The following is a 17,878-nucleotide window of genomic DNA, read 5'->3' on the forward strand; positions in this document are numbered from 1 at the left end:
GGTGACCCGGGCGTCAGAACCGGCAGGTTCTAAAAACCACCGTCATCCACCCAGCCCCAACATGAGGGCCAGGAGCGCAGGCCACTGGTTTCGGACCAATGCCCACGCCGCCAGGCCCAGCCCAACCATGGCGTAGCCGCTCACGGGAATCAGGACGAGCCACTCCCGCCGCGAGCCGGCCTTGCCAAGCAAGGGGATGGAAAATGCACCATTGGACCGCCAGATCCCGCTGACCAGGGGCAGCTTGCGCCAGAACTTCGGCGGCTTGATGACGATGGGCCACAGCAACGGCACTCCCCCGGTGGTGATCATGTCGCCGACAATATGGACTACGACGCCGGTGAGCATGGCCAAGGGCAGCCAGCTCCACTGGTGCGGGGCGAACCATGTGACCAGCCCGGCCATGGCAAGGGCGAAGACCCAGTTGGCGATCCACCCGGTATTCGGGAACAGCTTGAGGGCTTTTGCGGCCAGGTTGATCATGAACATGCACAACAGCCCGGCACCCACGGACAAACGGCCCACGGGAGTATCCAGCTGGAATTGGGCGGCCATGGCGGCGAGCACCACGAAAGCCGAGGCGCCCAGCAATGAATGGGTTCCCTGCCTGTGCCCGCCGCTGGCCTTCTCGATCCCGACGGCGATCACGTGGGACAGCGGCGGCAGCGAGTGGGCGATGGTGCTCGAGCGGTGGTCCCAATCGCACACCAAGGCAGTCCCCGCCGTCGTCATCGCTCCGATGAGGATCCCTGTGGCGTCCAGCGGATACCAGCCCAAGGCGTACGGGCCGGTTGAAGCGATAGCTATCCACGCCGCGGCCCCGGACGCGGCGTGGTGTCCTCCCATCATCGCTTAGCCTGCGGTCTGCGAAGCGGGCGCAGCCGGCGAAGCCGCGAAGATAGCTTCGATCACGGTGTTGGCCCACTCCAGGATCTCGGCGTCCTGCAGGTCCCTGCCGCCGATCCTCGCCGTCTTGGGCTTGGGGAGCAGCACGGCGTCGAGGGCCGGCTTGATCTGCGAGCCCGGGTACATGCGGTTGAGCCGCATGACCTTGGATTCGGGCAGCTGGGCGGGCGAGAAACGGATGAAGTTGCCTTGGAGAGCGACGTCGGACAGCCCGGCCTCGCGGGCACCCACCCTGAATCGTGCGACGGCGATCAGGTTCTTCGCGGGCAGCGGCGGCTCACCGTAACGGTCCACGAGTTCAGCCAATACCTCGTCGATGGCCTCGTTGGTGAGGGCCGCGGCCAGTTTCCTGTAGGCCTCCAGCCTCAGCCGTTCGCCCGGCACATAGTCGTGCGGCAGGTGGGCGTTGACGGGCAGCTCGATCTTCATGTCGGCGGCCTTCTCTTCTGCCTCGCCACGGTATTCGGCCACGGCTTCACCCACCAGCCGGATGTACAGATCGAAGCCGACCCCTTGGATGTGTCCGGACTGTTCCCCGCCCAACAGGTTGCCGGCACCGCGGATTTCGAGGTCCTTCATGGCCAGCTGCATACCCGCTCCGAGCTCATTGTGGGCCGCGACGGCTTTCAGCCGTTCGAGCGCCACTTCGCCCAGGGGCTTCTCGGAGGGGTACAGGAAGTAGGCGTAGGCGCGTTCGCGGCCACGGCCCACGCGGCCGCGCAGCTGGTGGAGCTGGGACAGGCCGTATTTGTCCGCGCCGTCCACAATGAGGGTATTGGCATTGGAAATATCCAGGCCGGTCTCAATGATGGTGGTGCAGACCAAGACGTCAAAACGCTTCTCCCAGAAGTCCACGATGATCTTTTCCAGGCGGCTCTCGGACATCTGTCCGTGCGCCACCTCAACCCTGGCTTCGGGGACAAGTTCCCGGATCTGGGCGGCGATGCGCTCGATCGAGGACACCCTGTTGTGGACGAAGAACACTTGGCCTTCGCGCATGAGTTCGCGCCGGATCGCGGCGGAGGTCTGCTTGTTGGTGAACGGCCCGACGTACGTCAGCACCGGGTGCCGCTCCTCCGGCGGCGTGGCCAGGGTGGAGGTTTCGCGGATGCCGGTGAGGGACATCTCCAAGGTGCGCGGGATGGGCGTGGCACTCATGGCGAGGACGTCCACGTTGGTGCGCATCTTCTTGAGCGCTTCCTTGTGCTCCACACCGAAGCGCTGCTCCTCATCGACGATCACCAAGCCGAGGTCCTTGAACTCGAAGTCCTTGGACAGGAGGCGGTGCGTGCCAATGACCACATCCACGGAGCCGTTCTTGACTCCCTCGATGGTTTCCTTTGCTTCCTTCGCTCCTTGGAACCGGGACAGCGGCTTGACGCGCAAAGGGAATCCGGAGAAGCGCTCGGTGAATGTTTCGTAATGCTGCTGGGCGAGCAGCGTGGTGGGAACCAGAACTGCGACCTGTTTGCCGTCCTGTACCGCCTTGAACGCAGCCCGCACCGCGATTTCGGTCTTCCCATAGCCGACGTCTCCGGAGACCAGCCGGTCCATGGGGATCTCGCGTTCCATGTCGGCCTTGACCTCATTGATGGTGGTGAGCTGGTCCGGCGTCTCCACATACGGGAAGGCTTCCTCAAGCTCCCGCTGCCACGGCGTGTCCGGAGCGAAGGCATGCCCGCGCGAGGCCATCCGGGCGGAGTACAGCCTGATGAGCTCGCCCGCGATTTCCTTGACGGCCTTGCGGGCCTTGGACTTGGTGCTCGCCCAGTCCGCTCCGCCCATCTTGCTCAACGACGGCGTGTCGCCCCCGACGTAGCGGGTCACCTGGTCCAGCTGGTCCGTCGGCACGAAGAGCCGGTCGCCGGGGGCACCGCGCTTGGACGCCGCGTACTCGAGCACGAGGTACTCGCGAAGACCGGCGTCTCCCCCCGAGGGACCGGCAGAGGAGCCCGCCACCTTGCGCTGGATCAGCTCCACGAACTTCCCGATCCCGTGCTGTTCGTGGACCACGAAGTCACCGGCGTGCAGTTGGAGGGGGTCCACTGCGTTGCGCCGTTTGGAGGGCATGCGCCGCATGTCTTTCGTGGACCCGGCCGACGTGCGGCCCAGGAGGTCCGCTTCCGTGAGCAGTCCCAGCTTGAGGCCGTCCAGGACAAAACCGCGTCCGACGGCGGCAGTGGTCACCTCGATGATTCCGGCCTGTGGCTCGTGGGCCAGGGAGTCGACCCGGGAACACGGAATATCGGCATCATGGAACAACTCGGCGAGACGCTGGGCAGGCCCGGGGCCATCCGTCGCCACCACGATGCGCCATTGGTCCCGCACGTGGGAGCCGATGAATTCGAGCATTTCCGCGACGTCACCCTGGTAGCCGCGCGGTTCACGGGCATGCAGGTTCAGGACGTCGATGTCGAGGACCAGATCCTCGTCCGTCGCCAATGACGTGATGGACCACCAGGAAACACCGTGGGCCAGCGCCGCACTCCGGGTATCCGTCAAGGATTGAAAGCTCGCCGCATGCAAAGCTGACGCGGCTTGGGAGCCCAATACCGAATCGAGGTCCAGGGGCGCCGTCCCGCCGTCGGACGCCGTGGACCAGGCCGCCTCGAGGAACTCCTCGTTGGTGGCCGCGAGGTCATGCGCGCGGGTGCGGACCTTCTCCGGTTCGATGACGACACCGATCGAACCGGGCGGCAACTGGTCCACGAAAGGCACCATGGCGTCTACCAGGACCGGGGCCAGGGACTCCATTCCCTCGACTGCGATGCCGCCCGCGATCTTTTCCAGCATGTCCGCGGCGGCCGGCATCTCGGCCTTGAGCTTGGCGGCGCCGGACATGACCGACGGCGTGATGAGGATTTCCCGGCAAGGCGGAGCGTGTAATTCGCCGGGGTGGTGCACGGCCGGGCCGGAGAGTGAACGCTGGTCTGCCACGGCAAACCAGCGCATCTGGTCCACCTCGTCGCCGAAGAATTCCACCCTGACCGGGTGGTCCTCGGTGGGCGGAAACACGTCCAAAATACCGCCCCTGACGGCGAATTCACCACGGTGGGTAACCATGTCCACGCGCGAATAGGCAGCGTCGGCAAGGCTGCGTACCACGTCGCTGAAGGGCATTTCCTGCCCCACCTTCAAAGTCACCGGGACCAGTTCTCCCAAGCCTGCCACGACCGGCTGGACCACGGCGCGAACCGGCGCCACGACCACCCGCAGGGGACCCGCCGTCGAGCTCTCCGGGTGGGCCAGGCGGCGAAGCACTGAGAGCCTGCGCCCCACCGTATCCGAGCGTGGGGAGAGCCGTTCGTGCGGCAGGGTTTCCCAACTGGGGAAGGCCGCCACCGAGTCCGCGGGAAGATAGGCAGCCAAGGCCGCGGTGAGGTCCTCGGCTTCGCGGCCCGTGGCCGTCACAGCCAACACCACAGCACTGTCTTCAAGATCCTGGGTCGCGAGGCCGTCCGCTATCTCCGCCAGCAGTGCAGCCCTCAAACCCGTGGGCGCGCTGATCTGGTAGTCGCTGCTGCGTTCGCTGAACGTCCGCGAAGCCTCGGGCCTGACCCGCGCGAACGTCCGGTCCTCGCCCAGGGCCCGCCGCAATCCATCAAGCGATGGGACGGTGCCGGCAGGGCTGATTCCGGAGTTGACCGCAGACGGTTGGCCTTTGGGGCTCATGTATGGCACTCCTCGGAAGAGGGAAGTCGGATAGGGCAAGGCAGCACGAAAACCCGAAATTCTCTCGAATCCCGGGGCGTTCCTAGCCTACCCGACCACACCGTAGGATGTTTGGGAGCCGCAAGAGCTTTCAACCGAGATATTCACGGAGGACCCCCATGGCCCTGAACGCATCCACCACCCTGCCCTACGGCGTCGACCGCGTAGCCGCTACTTTCATCGACGAAGACTTCCTGCGTCACACGAGCGAGTATGTCGGCGGCACTTTGGAATCATTCCAGATCGACGGCGACCCCTCCGGCGCTTTCACCACCATCACGGTCCGCACCCTGCCCACCACGCGCCTCCCGGAGATCGCCCGCAAGTTCGTGGGCGAGAAGCTCACTGTCACCCAGACCGAGAAGTGGGACGCCCCGACGGCCGATGGCTCCCGCACCAGCAACATCTCCCTGAAGATCTCGGGGGCCCCGCTTGATGTCACCGCGGTGCAGCGCCTCGTGGCCGACGGCGGCAACACCCGCGTCGAGCTCGAAGGTGCCGTCACGTCGTCGGTTCCGTTCCTCGGCGGCAAGATCGCCGAAGCAGCCGAACCGATGGTCGGCAAGGCCTTGAACATCCAGTCCCAGCAGGCCCAGGCCTGGCTCGAAAGCCACTAGGGTGAAGCTGGCAGCCGGGCTGTCGGTTGTTCTGATTGTCGCGGGGGCATGGTCCTTGATCGTCTGGCCGCAGTTCCTGCGCCGCGTCATGGCCGACTCCCGTGCCCGCGACGCCAACGGGAAAGCCACGAAGTTCCTTACGGTCCACGTCGTGTTGGTCACCATTTCCATGGTGCTCGGACTCGCGACGGCGGTCATCGGGATCACGGCGCTGCTCACCTAACGCTCCTTCCGGGCCCAACTAGCTCGCATTTGTTGTCGTTTTGACGCCTCATAACGACAACAAATGCGAGTCAGTTGGGGGCCCGGCGGGGTGGTGCGCCTTCGGGTAGAGTGGAACACAGGTGCGCCGGGAAGTCTGGTCGGCAACAGTTTTGTCGATCCCGAACTCCCTAAGGAGCCGCATGGCGGACCGCCCGCACCCCGCTGCCCCGTCCACGGTTTTCAGCCGCTCGAGCTTCCCCGAGTACCAACGGATCCTGGCTATCCTGCGCACTGAAACGGTTGGTGGCGCACTCTTGCTCGCGGCAACAGTTGCCGCGCTCGTCTGGGCGAACTCACCTTTTGCCAATGGCTACTTCGCACTGCGCGAAGCCAAGATCGGCTACGCTCCCTGGCATCTGGAATTGAGCCTGGGCCACTGGGCCTCCGACGGTCTCCTGGCCGTCTTCTTCTTCATTGCGGGACTGGAACTCAAGCGTGAATTCGTGGCAGGGGAACTGCGGAAGCCCGCAAAAGCGATCGTCCCGGTCGCTGCGGCAGCGGGAGGCGTGGTCCTTCCCGCGCTCATCTACGTGGTCATCAACCTGGGCCCGGGCGCGGAAACGCTCAAGGGTTGGGCCATCCCTACCGCCACTGACATCGCCTTCGCCCTGGCCGTCCTGGCGGTCATCAACACGCATTTGCCTGCGGCGTTGCGGACGTTCCTGCTGACACTGGCCGTGGTGGACGACTTGATTGCCATCGCCATCATCGCGTTCTTCTACTCGAGCGGCCTCGAGCCCCTCATGCTGTTGGCGGCCGCCGTGCCGCTGGCCCTCTTTACCCTCCTGGTCCAGAAACGCGTCCGCACCTGGTACCTGCTCCTCCCCCTCGCCGCAGCCACCTGGGCTTTCGTCCATGCCTCGGGAATCCACGCCACCGTCGCAGGGGTCCTGCTCGGATTCGCCGTGCCTGTCATGGCCTCAGGCAAGAAGGGCGAGCCTGCGGCCGGGCTCGCCGAAAGCTTCGAACACCGCTTGCGTCCCTTCTCCGCAGGCTTTGCTGTGCCTGTTTTCGCGTTCTTCTCGGCCGGGGTGGCTTTGGGCGGGGCAGAGGGACTGGGAGCCGCCCTGCGCGATCCGGTAGCGGCGGGCATCGTGCTGGCCCTCGTGGCGGGCAAGACCGCGGGAGTGTTCGGCACCACATTCCTCATCACAAAGACAACCCGCGCGCGGCTGGATGACGGCCTGGCATGGATCGATGTCGCTGGGCTGGCCATGCTTGCGGGCGTCGGTTTCACCGTCTCCCTCCTGATCGCCGAGCTGGGCTTCGGCACCGGTTCCCCGCACGATGACCACGCGAAAGTGGCCATTCTGGCCGGTTCCTTCGCCGCAGCGGTGCTTGCCGCCGTCGTGCTTAAAGCCCGTAACCGGCACTACCGCCGCGTGGCGCTGGAGGAGCAAAGGGACGACGACGGCGATGGCGTGCCTGACGTTTTTACCCGCGCCTGACGTGCCGGGTCTCGTGCGTTCCCGCGGCGTCGTCCCGCGATGATCCGGCTGTTACCGATTGCCGCGCAAGAACCGGACGATCCTGCCGGTCAGCCGGCCAGGCCGCCGGGCAAGATCGGAAAAGCTCGTCCTGTTAAGAACGGTTTCTTCCAAGGACGCCACCCTTCGTCCAAGCTCGTCCACGCTTGAACTTATCCGCTCCGCCAACTCCCGCAACTCATGGATCGCCCCTTCTTGCTGCCCGTGCATCTGGGCCAAATAGAGCAAGGTGCCGTACCCGGTTTTGCCGGCCTCTTCGCGAAGGTAGACATCACGCACGTAGCGGTCGAACTTCTGGTGGTCATCGGCCCCGGCTATGACGCTGTTTCCCATGTCGCCGCGCTCTGATGGTCGCTGGCACCAAAAGGCCAGAGGCTCGCCGTCCAGCAATTCAATGGGGAACGCCGAAAGGAAACGGAGATTGAACTCCCAATCCCCCACTGCGTCCAGCGCTTCGTTGTAATTCCCGATCCGCTCAAGGATGGAACGGCGGTAGAGGAAGGAAATCGGCACCACCCGGTTGCTGCGAAGCATGTCGGACAGGGTGATCGCCCGAAGCTCACGCTCGAACCCTTGGGAGCCGGTCTGCTCGATGACACCTCCGCGGATCTCCTCATAGACGATATCGGTACGGACAGCCACGCCCTGGGCCTGCGGCATCCCGTCGAGGAAGCCCACTGTCTTCTTCAGGAAGTCCTTATGCCAACGATCGTCGTCGTCATGAATGGAGATGAACTCCGAAGCCGTGGCTTGGATCCCTGCGTTGGACGCGGCCTCCATGCCTTTGCTGGCCTCGTGGTGGAGGATCGTAAGCTTGCCGGCGGGAAGGTGGTCCCAGGTCCTGGCTAGCGCATCCACCGGAACTGGATCCCCGCCATCGTTCACGACGACCACCGCAACATCCTGGAAGGACTGGTCGAAGATGTCTGCGAGCGCCCGGCGCAGGAGGACCGGCCGGTTCTTTGTGCGTACGACGACGGCGACGCGGGCCTGGGCGTTCATCGACGGCCTCCGGAAACACGACGCAACACGCTGGCGCCTTGGCGCAACAGGGTGGCGGCCTTGAACGATCGTGATCGAACTATTCGCTCTTTTTCTTCCATCGCTTCATTCCGATCATGCAACAGTAAATCGCGTTGCGAGCGGACATCGTCCCACTCCGTCCAGAGGGTGGCGATTCCGCCGCTCAGGGCACGGAACTGGCTGCGTAGCCCCCTGGCCTGCTTGGCCCACTCTGAGTCCGATTCAAGGGTCACGACGTCCCCCAGTCCCTTCGCTGCCTCGGCATCTCTCCCCGAGAGTATGCTTGCGACGGCGTCCCACCAGTTCTCGTGAACGGCGCGTATCCGGGGACGCAGCGATTCAAGGTGCTCCCGGATTTCCGCGCGCCTCGCCCATGCCTCAGCGATAGCGAGGTCGAAACCACCGATGTCGAGGCTGCTGAGGGGCAAGGCCCAGTCCTGCACGCCCCAGTTGTTCATGGCTCCATGCAGTCTCACGTCCGAGTAGGAGTCATTCGCGAGCGCAACCACCGGCACCCCGGCCGCAAGGCCGAAGACCACAGGGTGGTAGCGGTTTGTCAGCACTAGTTCTGCTGCCGCGGTGAATGCCGCGACTGCGGGCGCCGGAAGAACGGGGCAAACGCGAACCTGGCCGCTCCGGGAGTGTGCGTGTACCGTTTCGTGGGACTCGTGGTCACCGCCGCGGCCCTCTGGGCCAAGAGGGCCCACGTGCGGGATCAGATAGACCGGAAGACCTGTCAGTTCCACCGCCCGGTCCAACACTTCTCCCAGCTTCGCAAGGCTGCGGGTCCCGTCCCGCCAGGATTCGGGACCAAAGGTCGCCGCTATGAAAGGGCCTTCCGGAAGCTCGAACTCTTCCCCGGCTGGATTCGCGTCTACCGATCCGGGCAGGAGCAGGAAGCTGGCATCATCCACACCCCTGGTCAGTTTCTCGGAACCGAGGCCCATCTGAAAGCCCAACGCATAGGAGGATGGCTCCCGCGCACCCACCAATCCCGCATAATCCAAGAGCTCGTGGAGGGTTAGCTGATCCTGTGGCAACAGCGTAGGACCAAAGGTTTGGCCACTGACAACCAAGGGCTTGCCCAGTTCCTTCGCGATAAGGCCCAGCGCGGCACGCTCGTAGAGCAGCCATCCATACAAGGAATTCATGTTGCCGCCGCCGGCGATCAGCACACCGTCCGCTGACTTCACCTCGTCAATCACCCGCCACACGGAATCCTCGGCCGGTAGGGCGGTGCGGTCTCCGCGGGCCGCCCGGCGAACAAGTTCCAGGTGCTTGCTGCGCTCCGCAGGAGGCCAAGGGAACACCAGAGTGTCTATCGCGTCCATGCCATAGAGGTCCGTGGTTTGTTCCGGGTCACGGGTCAGGAGGACGATCTTGGCCTGAAGCCGGGCCCGAAGTTCATCGGCCGCCGCGATTGCCATCGCCTCGTCACCTACGTGGTAAGCCACTTGGCCCAGATCGCCTTGTACCAGAATCTTCAACACTCGGTCCTTCCCTCACGTGCACGCAGCGGTTGCGCTGGCTAGGCGCCTAACCACTTCCGGATGCGCTGAAACAGCCTATCGTTCTTCGCCGGGGACTCCGAAACTTGACGATTCTCGGAGTTTTGAGAGCTGACACCCAGGGAATGCCATGATGGGAGTGATACGAGTAGCCGACATTTCAAATGGAGTAATGAGTCTTTCAAGTAGGGTGGTTGGCACGCTGTTTGGGCGGTATCGACAGGAATACCTTGCTGCTATGGACGCGAATAGTATGGAGCGAGTGTGGCATGGGGCCCACAGGAGAGCCCAAGAGAAGAACTGGTCTTTGTTCTTTGTTTGGGCAATTCTCGGTCTTATGACGATTTCGGTGCTCATCGCAGCGGTACCCAAATGATGCGGTGACAAAGCCAACGGTACAAAAAGCTCGGACCGGTTTTTGCGGGTCCGAGCTTTTCTTTGCCGTACGCTTTTCCAAGCCACGAATAGTCAGCCGTGAATGCCGCAGCATGGCTGCGTTGGAGCATTCGGCCCTTACTGCACCAGTCCGGCGACGGCGGCGAGAATTGTCGCCGCAACGAGGACGAGCAACAATCCCACAACCACGAATTCCGCCCGGCGGACCCGATGTTGGCTCTGGCGCCATTCGCGCCTGCTCTCCAAGGTGATCATGCTTCGAGGCTAAGTCCGGACCGTTGCGTGAAATAGAGTGGACGGTACTCGACCTCGGCCCACCAGCGCTAGAGAGGCCGGGACACCCCTTGGCCCGCCTCGGCCTGGCGTAGGGCGTCCTCCGCGGCAACCCACGCGAGCATGGCGCACTTTACCCGGGCAGGATATTTGGCAACCCCGGCCAAGGCGGCGGCGTCCTGGAGGAGTTCCTCATCCGCTTCCAGCTTGCCGCGCGAACGCATCAATTCCCGGAAGTGATCGATCGTGTTTCGGAGGGATACCGGGGACATGCCAGGTGCCATTTCACTAAGTATGGACGCCGACGCCATCGAGATGGCACACCCGTCACCGTCCCAATGGATCTCGGTGACGGCCTGTCCGTCTCCGGCGGTGCCAAGACTCAGACGGAGGGTGATTTCGTCGCCGCAAATGGGATTGAGCTGGTGGCTCTGTCCTGTATGGCTCTCTCCCGTTTGGCTCTGTCCGGTGGCGGGGGCGCCCATTGCGGTAGCTGGAAGCTTGGCAAGGTCTCCCCCGCTGCGGGCCTTGGAGTGCTCCAGGATCAGTTGCTGGTACAGGGAGTCCAGGCCGCTCATGACGCGGCTCCGGCCGTTACGCCAAAGTAGGGCCTGATCCGGGCAACCGCCTCAACCAACAGGTCGACTTCCTCGAACGTGGTGTACAGGTATGTACTGGCCCGCGTGGAGGCGCTCAGGCCCAGCCTGCGATGCAAGGGCTGGGCACAATGGTGGCCCACCCGCACGGCGATACCCAGGTCGTCGAGGTACTGCCCGACGTCGTGCGCGTGGACTCCGGCGACGTCGAACGCGGCAATCCCGGTGCGTTCTTCGCCCGGCCCGGGGCCCAGCACACGGACGCCCTCGATGGCGCTGAGGCCCGTGACAAGCCTTTGGCCGAGTTCCGCTTCACGAAGAGCGATCCGGTGCATTCCTGTTTCGCTGAGGTAGTTTGCCGCGGCAGCGAAGGCCACGGCCTGGGAAATAGCCTGGGTTCCGGCCTCGAAGCGCTGGGGGGCGGGCAGGTATTGGGCTTCTTCCATGGTCACCGTCGTGATCATGGAACCGCCGGTCAGGAACGGCGGCATGGCATTGAGCAATTCGCTGCGGCCATAGACCGCGCCGATTCCCGTGGGGCCCAGCATCTTGTGCCCGGAGAATACGGCGAAGTCCACGTCCAGGGCCTTGAAGTCCAAGGGCAGGTGCGGCGCGGACTGGCATGCGTCCAGGACCACCAGAGCGCCCACTTCCCGTGCCATTGCGACCAGCACGTCCACGGGATTGAGATTGCCGAGCACGTTGGAAGTGTGGGTGAACGCCAGGATCCTGGTACGCGCGCTCATGAGGCGTGCTGCTTCGTCAAGACGCAGCGCACCGGCGTCGTCGAGGGGAATGTAACGGAGGCTCGCTCCGGTCCGCCGGCACAGTTCCTGCCACGGGATCAGGTTGGCGTGGTGTTCCATTTCGGTGACGAGCACTTCGTCGCCCGGTTTGAGGGCAAAGCGCCCGGCTTCCCCACCCGCCCGGCCTACGCTGGCGTTCGAAAACGAATAGGCCAGGAGGTTCAGCCCCGCGGTGGCGTTGGCGGTCCAGATCAGCTCATCATCCTGCACGCCCACAAATCGCGCCACGGTGGCACGCGCGTCTTCGAAGGCGTCCGTGGCCTCTACGGCGAGGTGGTGCGCGCCGCGGTGGACGGCCGAGTTGCGCTGTTCGTAGAATTCCTGCTCAGCCTCCAGCACGCTCCGGGGGTTCTGCGAGGTAGCCCCCGAATCCAGGTAGACCAGCGGTTTGCCGTTGATCTCCTGCTCAAGAACGGGGAAGTCGTTGCGGATGCGACGGACTTCATCGTCATCGAGTGCGGAAACCTGGGCATCTCCCCACGCGGGGGTGGAAACCATTGTCAAAACCGGTGCTCCTTGTTAGGACTACGTGGCAATCGCCAGCGGCTGACCGCCAGGAGTGGCGGCGTCACCTAGTAATTGTCCCACCAATCGGCTTCACTGCCTTCATCCGGGGAGCATCGGCCTTACTCCTCCGGCTTCGCCAACTCGTCCCACAGTTCGGAAAGCTTCTGCCTGCGGGACACTCCGAGCTTGCCGTAAACCCGCTGCAGGTGGGCGTTGACCGTGTTGACGGCGATACCCAACCGGGCAGCCACCTCCGCACTGCTCAGTCCGGAGGCCACCAGGGCAGTCACTTCGCGTTCACGTTGTGAAAGCTTGACGGCGCCGGGAAGGACCGAGGACCCGGCCTCCGGACTGGCCGGGTGAGGCTCGTCAAAAACGAAAGCCTCCTCCTGGTCTGACGCCTGCTGGGGTTCGCCTATGCTTAGCTGTCCTGTTCCCATTTCCTGTCCCGCTTCCTGTCCCGACGGCATCCCGGACTCGACACTCCACACCAGCTCGGACACTCCGGCCCCCAGCTGCCGGTCTCCCCGGCTGCCGGTACGGGCGGCCAGGCCAAGATTCAACATTTCGAGCGCCCGGTGTCCCTTCTTGGCGGCAGAACCGGCAAGTTGCAGCAGTTTCCGGTGCGAGTGTTCTGCGCCAATCAGCACTGACCGGGCGGCGGACGAATAGCTTTCGGCGAGCTGCGAGGCAAGATAGTTCCCCCCGCTGGCCCGCGAGTCGTAGGCCGCCAGTGCGCGACGGACCTGGTTGACATCGCCCAGCAACCACGCAGCCGCGGCAAGTCCGCCGAGGGCCGGTGGCAGGAGCCCCTCAGGGTCGGCTTCATCCAGCCGTGCCTTGGCTTGGCGGAATTGTTCACACGCCAGTTCCAGGCTCCCCTGCCTGGCAAGTACGAGTGCCCTGTAGAGATGCGCAGACCCGCCGAAATAGCTCATCCGGTTGCTGAAGCTTGAACTGCCGGCGCAGAACATTTCGGGGCCACCCCATTGCCCGCGCCAGATCAGATTGGACCCGTGGATGGTCAGCACAGTGGAGTGGAAGTCCACGGGGCACCGTGGCAGCCGCCCCACGGATTCGAGGGCCAGCTTCGAAAGAGCGACGGCGTCGGCGAACCGTCCGCTGACAGCCAGCCCTTGGGAGACAAGCGCCATCAATAGCACGCTGGCCTGGGTAGGCTCTGGGGGATGGCGCTCCGTGCGCAATCCAGGATCGACCAGTTGGCTGTGGCAAAGCCTTTGGAACAGCTCACTGTTGGCTGAAGGCCAACTGCCGTTCTGGGCATCCAGATACAGCTGGAGAACATCCAGCTCATCCCGGACGGCAGACTCCTCAAGACGGGCTGGCTCGCCCGGTTGGAGGCCGACGGCGGCAGCCTCCAACCGCCGTCGGGCATCCTGGAGGACCCCCTGCAGCACATTGGCTCCGGGCGATGTCGGCAACAGCGCATGCAGCAGAAGCCATACGGCATGGGCGAAATCCACAGTCAGGACGTCAGGGGTGTTTGCCACCAGACCCTTCAAGATCGTCACAGCCCCGGGGAAGTCCCTTGTTTGATAGAGCGCCCTTGCCAGTTCCACGCCGGCAACCAGTCCGAGTTCCGGCGCGCGCACTGCTTCCGCTGCCCGACGGGCCCTCCGATTGTCGTGAATGTCGTTTGCGGCAATGGCCACGGCCAAAAGATCAGCGTCAGGCACCGGCAAGCCGCTTGCCTGCTCAAGGTCCACGCGACGGAACAGCGTCCAAAGCGAGTCATCGGCAACGGGTGAGGACGTCGCGTAGATGCTCCGTCGCAGCTCGAGGATCCGTTCAGGTCCCAGCTGCTGCCGGGCCAGCCTCGCTTCAATAGCGTGGCTGAGCGTTGCTGTCTCCTGACGGTCTTTCAGGACCCGGATCGTTCCGTCGGCCCGAAGCGCTTCGATCGCCCGCTTTTGGCCAAGTTGTTCAAGGACGGCCAGCAGTATCGGCTCCCCCACTGCCAGAATATCCACCACCTGCCGCTGCGGCACGGAATAGCCCTCAAGCCGGTGGCGGGTCAGCTCAAGCGCTTGCGAACCGTCCAAACGGATCGGTCCGGACAACATCCACGAATCAGCGTGTTCCACGATCTCGCCGCGCGCCGCAGCTTCATCCAGCAACAACTTCGCGGTCTGCAGGTTTCCTCCCGTGAGGGCATGGATGTCCCGGACCAGGCTTCGGGCAGCGCGTCCGCCGAGGCGATCATCAAGGAATTCTTGAAGCTGCTCCTGCGTGAGATCGTCCAGGGTCACAACGGAAAGCTGCCGCGAAACCACGGATTCCATGAGTTCCATTCTCAACGGCCGGTCCGAGCGGTGGGTGGCAATCAGGCGGATGTCCGGTTCAACAAGCAGCTGGCTCAGGAGCCAAAGAGACATATCATCCAGGAAATCGATGTTGTCCAGCACCAGCAACGCAGCCGACCCGGGTGTCGCCGCGCCACGCACCGCTTTGCGGCAAGCCGTCACGATGGAACCCGGCCACACCTTGGCCCTTCCCGGCAGGTCCGGAACAAGTGCCATGGCGATTCCAAACGGAATGTCCGCGAATGACTCCGAGACGTTGTGGGCGATTACGCTGAATGAACCGCTCAGGACTGAAGCCGCCGCGTCCAGGAGGGTGGTCATTCCGGAGCCCCCCGGCCCCGAGATGACGATCCCGGCCGGTTCCGGCCCTGACAAGGCAATAACAATCTCCTGGAGCTCCGCTGCCCGAATGATCGGGGGCGAGGTGTGGGTCCCTTCGGTATCGTCCATGGTCCTGTCTAATCTTCGGGCCGCCGGACACACGTTCCTGACGGCTGTGGCACGGACCGGTGTCATTTCCAAACGTTACCTTCGGGGTTTCAGTCCTGGATTGAGTGGTAACTACTTGAATTTCCGGGGCTACTTGCACGAAACATCACCGCTCCACGGAGCCCCCTGGCGAGGCATCACGGCGTCGTTTCCAGCCGGGTTTTCCCGCCGGATTTACATCCTCCGTTACCGCCCTGTGATCTGACTGTGTAAGCTGGTGCCGCAAGAGTAAGTTCCGGCTGGCTACTTCTGGGGAGTTGAAGCGCAGCCGATTTTCGTAACAACTCTGTCGTGACACACCATTTGGCCGTGTACGACGCTGCGGCGTGTTCGGCTGCAGCTCGCCTTTTCCATTGCCCAGGTCTCGTATGTCTATGTCCCCAACAGATATGTCACCCAAAATATGAAACACCTGTTCACAGCACTCGTTGCCGTGGCGCTCCTTGCCTTCGGCGGGTTCGCCACCATCTCCGCTGTCCAGTCATCGCACAAATCCTCCTATCAGGCCGGCGACCGCGGTTCATATTCGCGGCCGAGCTCGTCGCCTTCCACTTCATCCGCGCCAACCCGCACCGCAACGCCGGTGCCGACGCCGACGCCGACGTCGAGCAGTGTTCCGGCCGCGGCGCCGTCGAGCACGCCCGCTGCGGCCGCCCCCGCTCCAGCCGCAACACCCGCCGGCGCGCCCGCGCCAACAGCAGCGCCCCTGCCTGTCACGGGAACCTACCCCCTGCACACCAACATTGTGAGCACCACCTTCTGGGTAGGCGAGATCTTCAATGCCAGCCTCTCGGACGGCTCCCAAGTCTGCTCCACCTACAACGGCCAGTGGGCCCTGCAGCACACTGGCGTCACCATGGGGACCACTCCGTCCAGCGCGAGCGGTTGCCCCGGCAGCACTTACGGCGGTTGTGACGGAGTCAGTTCCGGCACCGGCACGAGCTTCCAGTGCGCCACGGAAAGGCGCGTAGCCAGCAACGGGTACTTCCCGCTGCACCAGCCCAAGCCCTTGCAGAACCCGTTCTATTTGGATCTGCCTTACGACGACGTCAATGACGGCGTCGCTTTCGCTGAGCGTTGCAAGGTGATTCCGTGGGCCGCAGCGGACAACGCCAAAACCGGCGTCAACCATTGCGCGGACTCAAGCTACAGCTACATGAAGAACGCATGGGTCCAGATCACCGGACCCAATGGCGGCGTGTGCTACGGACAAGTTGAAGATGCCGGCCCCTCGAGCGGTTCCCTCTACCACGATTCCGCCTACGTGTTCGGCGCTAACAACGCCCGTCCTGCCAACAAGCAGTTCTCGGGCGACCCGAGCCAGGGTGCGGGCATGGATGTATCCCCTGCCCTGAACGGCTGCCTGGGCTTCGCTGAGCTGAACGGCGACAATGACCACGTATCGTGGCGTTTCGTTGACCGCGCCAGCGTGCCGCCTGGTCCGTGGCTGAACGTCGTCACCACGTCGGGAGTCACCAACTAACATCCCGGAACCCCGGATCAGCATGACACCACGCACTCGGGGAGTGCCGGACGCCCATGCCATACAGCCGCAATGGCTGCGTGGCATGGGCGTCCGCGTGTCCGCCTACCAGGGGCGGAGGCTGTCCGTGCGACTGCGTCCTAGCCGGTCCGGACCACGGAAGGACCCGGCGTCGCGATTTCCTGAGGTTGGCGTTGGATCCGCCGGACGGGGCTGACCCAAACTCCCGACGAATGCGCCGAGTACGCCTTGGGCAAGACCTGGAGGCAGATGACTGCGTCCAGGATCCGCATCAGCGGAAAGAAGGGAGCCATCAGCAGAAAGCGCGGGCTGCGCATCGAAACAGCGGCAAGGACGGTCAAGAAGAGGTCCGGCAGGAAAACTCCGATGAGGACGTCCTGAGGCCGCAGGACGCCCGACAGGAAGATGAAGACTTCCGATCGATTGCCAAAAATCCACACTTCGACCGCCGCGAGGGACGATAGCAGGAATGCCGGGACCAGAAGCACGAAGAAGAGGCAGCTGGCTACGAGCTCAACAATGTACAGCCCCAGGACAAACCAGAATCTGCTGAACTGCAGCCCGTGCCGCCTGACGGTCTGCCAGAAACCAAGTATCCACCGACGCACCTGCTTGATGTAGTCCTTCAGGTTGTCCGGATCCTGGGTGTACGCAACAGCCGCGGAGGGATGGAATGCGATCCGTCCCAGCTTCTTCGCATGGATTTCAAACGTCATGTTGAAGTCTTCGATCACCAGTCCGGGCGCGAGGACCTCTATTTTTGCGAGCGCGCTGGTTCTGTACATGCTGGCAAAGCCAGGCACGATGGAGACGACATTGGCGCCCTGCGCTGCCTGGCCGTATTTGAGGAGCAGTTGGACCGCGATGTACAAGCGCTCCCGGTAGGCCACGAGGAAGCGGCCGATCGCCGTCGGAGGTGCCGGGCTCATGATCGACTTGGCGCGTCCCGCGACGGCGACCACCGTGGGATCATCAAACAAAGGAAGCCCGGTTTCGAGGTAGTCCGGCGTCGGGCGGGTGTCTGCGTCCAGGAGCATGACCACCTTGAACCGCTTGCACAGATCGAAATGGGCGATGCCCGCCGCGAGTGCGCCTGCCTTGCCACGGTTCGGTTCAAGGTCAAGGACCTTCACCCCTGCATCCCGTGCAATAGCTGCGGTGTCATCAGTGGACATGTCCGAAACGACGTGGATGTTGCGTCGAGGGACCAAAGCGGAGGCCGCGAGGATGGTCTCCCTGATGACGAGGGCCTCGTTGTGGGCGGCAATGAGGACCGCGACATTCGCAGGGGAGATGCGCACTCCCTTTGAACGATGGCGGCCCCGCTGATGTCGAGGGATCGGCGCATTGCCGCCGCGCAGCAAGGCGATCCACCTGCGGACCCTCGATGACAATTCCCGGGCCCGCCACGACTCCTCGCCAGCAAGGCGGACCAGCCCGGCAATGGACCAAAAGATCGTGCTTACC

The 17,878-nt window shown here is 63.8% G+C and carries 14 protein-coding genes; 4 read left to right on the forward strand and 10 right to left on the reverse strand.

The genetic code is table 11. From position 1 onward, the window contains the following. Nucleotides 1-42: 42 nt before the first annotated feature. Both AB0323_RS03190 and mfd read right to left on the reverse strand, forming a co-directional pair. Nucleotides 43-849, reverse strand: a complete 807-nt coding sequence (locus AB0323_RS03190; RefSeq protein WP_366176086.1) for a metal-dependent hydrolase — start codon at nucleotides 847-849, stop codon at nucleotides 43-45. Nucleotides 850-852: 3 nt separating this feature from the next. Then, nucleotides 853-4,578, reverse strand: coding sequence for a transcription-repair coupling factor (gene mfd, locus AB0323_RS03195; protein WP_366176087.1), 3,726 nt, complete (start codon nucleotides 4,576-4,578; stop codon nucleotides 853-855). A 158-nt stretch (nucleotides 4,579-4,736) separates the two neighbouring features. Here mfd and AB0323_RS03200 point away from each other — a divergent pair, with 158 nt between their 5' ends. The 3 genes from AB0323_RS03200 (at nucleotide 4,737) to nhaA (ending at nucleotide 6,946) form a co-directional block, all read left to right on the forward strand. After that, nucleotides 4,737-5,234 (forward strand): DUF2505 domain-containing protein, encoded by a 498-nt coding sequence (locus tag AB0323_RS03200; protein WP_364532354.1) that lies wholly within the window; start codon nucleotides 4,737-4,739, stop codon nucleotides 5,232-5,234. 1 nt (nucleotide 5,235) lies between these two features. Next, entirely contained in the window at nucleotides 5,236-5,457 is a 222-nt protein-coding gene (locus AB0323_RS03205) for a hypothetical protein (protein WP_366176088.1), read from the forward strand. 181 nt (nucleotides 5,458-5,638) lie between these two features. Further along, entirely contained in the window at nucleotides 5,639-6,946 is a 1,308-nt protein-coding gene (gene nhaA, locus AB0323_RS03210; RefSeq protein WP_366176089.1) for a Na+/H+ antiporter NhaA, read from the forward strand. 51 nt (nucleotides 6,947-6,997) lie between these two features. Here nhaA and AB0323_RS03215 read toward each other — a convergent pair whose 3' ends face one another. The 7 genes from AB0323_RS03215 to AB0323_RS03245 form a co-directional block, all read right to left on the reverse strand. Further along, nucleotides 6,998-7,987 (reverse strand): glycosyltransferase family 2 protein, encoded by a 990-nt coding sequence (locus AB0323_RS03215; protein WP_366176090.1) that lies wholly within the window; start codon nucleotides 7,985-7,987, stop codon nucleotides 6,998-7,000. Continuing rightward, complete coding sequence (locus tag AB0323_RS03220; RefSeq protein ID WP_366176091.1) at nucleotides 7,984-9,495, reverse strand: polysaccharide pyruvyl transferase family protein; 1,512 nt, start codon at nucleotides 9,493-9,495, stop codon at nucleotides 7,984-7,986. Before AB0323_RS03220 ends, AB0323_RS03215 begins: the two co-directional genes overlap by 4 nt. A gap of 534 nt (nucleotides 9,496-10,029) precedes the next feature. Continuing rightward, complete coding sequence (locus AB0323_RS03225; protein ID WP_284981004.1) at nucleotides 10,030-10,167, reverse strand: hypothetical protein; 138 nt, start codon at nucleotides 10,165-10,167, stop codon at nucleotides 10,030-10,032. A 68-nt stretch (nucleotides 10,168-10,235) separates the two neighbouring features. Further along, complete coding sequence (gene sufU, locus AB0323_RS03230) at nucleotides 10,236-10,763, reverse strand: Fe-S cluster assembly sulfur transfer protein SufU (protein WP_366176092.1); 528 nt, start codon at nucleotides 10,761-10,763, stop codon at nucleotides 10,236-10,238. Next, nucleotides 10,760-12,091: a SufS family cysteine desulfurase gene (locus AB0323_RS03235; RefSeq protein WP_366176093.1), complete on the reverse strand. Its 1,332-nt coding sequence runs from the start codon at nucleotides 12,089-12,091 to the stop codon at nucleotides 10,760-10,762. Before AB0323_RS03235 ends, sufU begins: the two co-directional genes overlap by 4 nt. A gap of 122 nt (nucleotides 12,092-12,213) precedes the next feature. Beyond that, a complete protein-coding gene (locus AB0323_RS03240; RefSeq protein ID WP_366176094.1) occupies nucleotides 12,214-14,868 on the reverse strand; it encodes a LuxR C-terminal-related transcriptional regulator in 2,655 nt (884 codons plus the stop codon). A 540-nt stretch (nucleotides 14,869-15,408) separates the two neighbouring features. Continuing rightward, nucleotides 15,409-15,624: a hypothetical protein gene (locus AB0323_RS03245; RefSeq protein WP_366176095.1), complete on the reverse strand. Its 216-nt coding sequence runs from the start codon at nucleotides 15,622-15,624 to the stop codon at nucleotides 15,409-15,411. Between the two features lie 28 nt (nucleotides 15,625-15,652). Here AB0323_RS03245 and AB0323_RS03250 point away from each other — a divergent pair, with 28 nt between their 5' ends. Next, entirely contained in the window at nucleotides 15,653-16,390 is a 738-nt protein-coding gene (locus AB0323_RS03250) for a hypothetical protein (RefSeq protein ID WP_366176096.1), read from the forward strand. 140 nt (nucleotides 16,391-16,530) lie between these two features. Here the strand turns inward: AB0323_RS03250 and AB0323_RS03255 are convergent, their stop codons facing one another. Next, entirely contained in the window at nucleotides 16,531-17,712 is a 1,182-nt protein-coding gene (locus AB0323_RS03255; RefSeq protein WP_366176097.1) for a glycosyltransferase family 2 protein, read from the reverse strand. Nucleotides 17,713-17,878 lie beyond the last annotated feature (166 nt).

It is taken from the genome of Arthrobacter sp. NPDC080031 (assembly GCF_040702485.1).
Classification (GTDB): domain Bacteria; phylum Actinomycetota; class Actinomycetes; order Actinomycetales; family Micrococcaceae; genus Arthrobacter.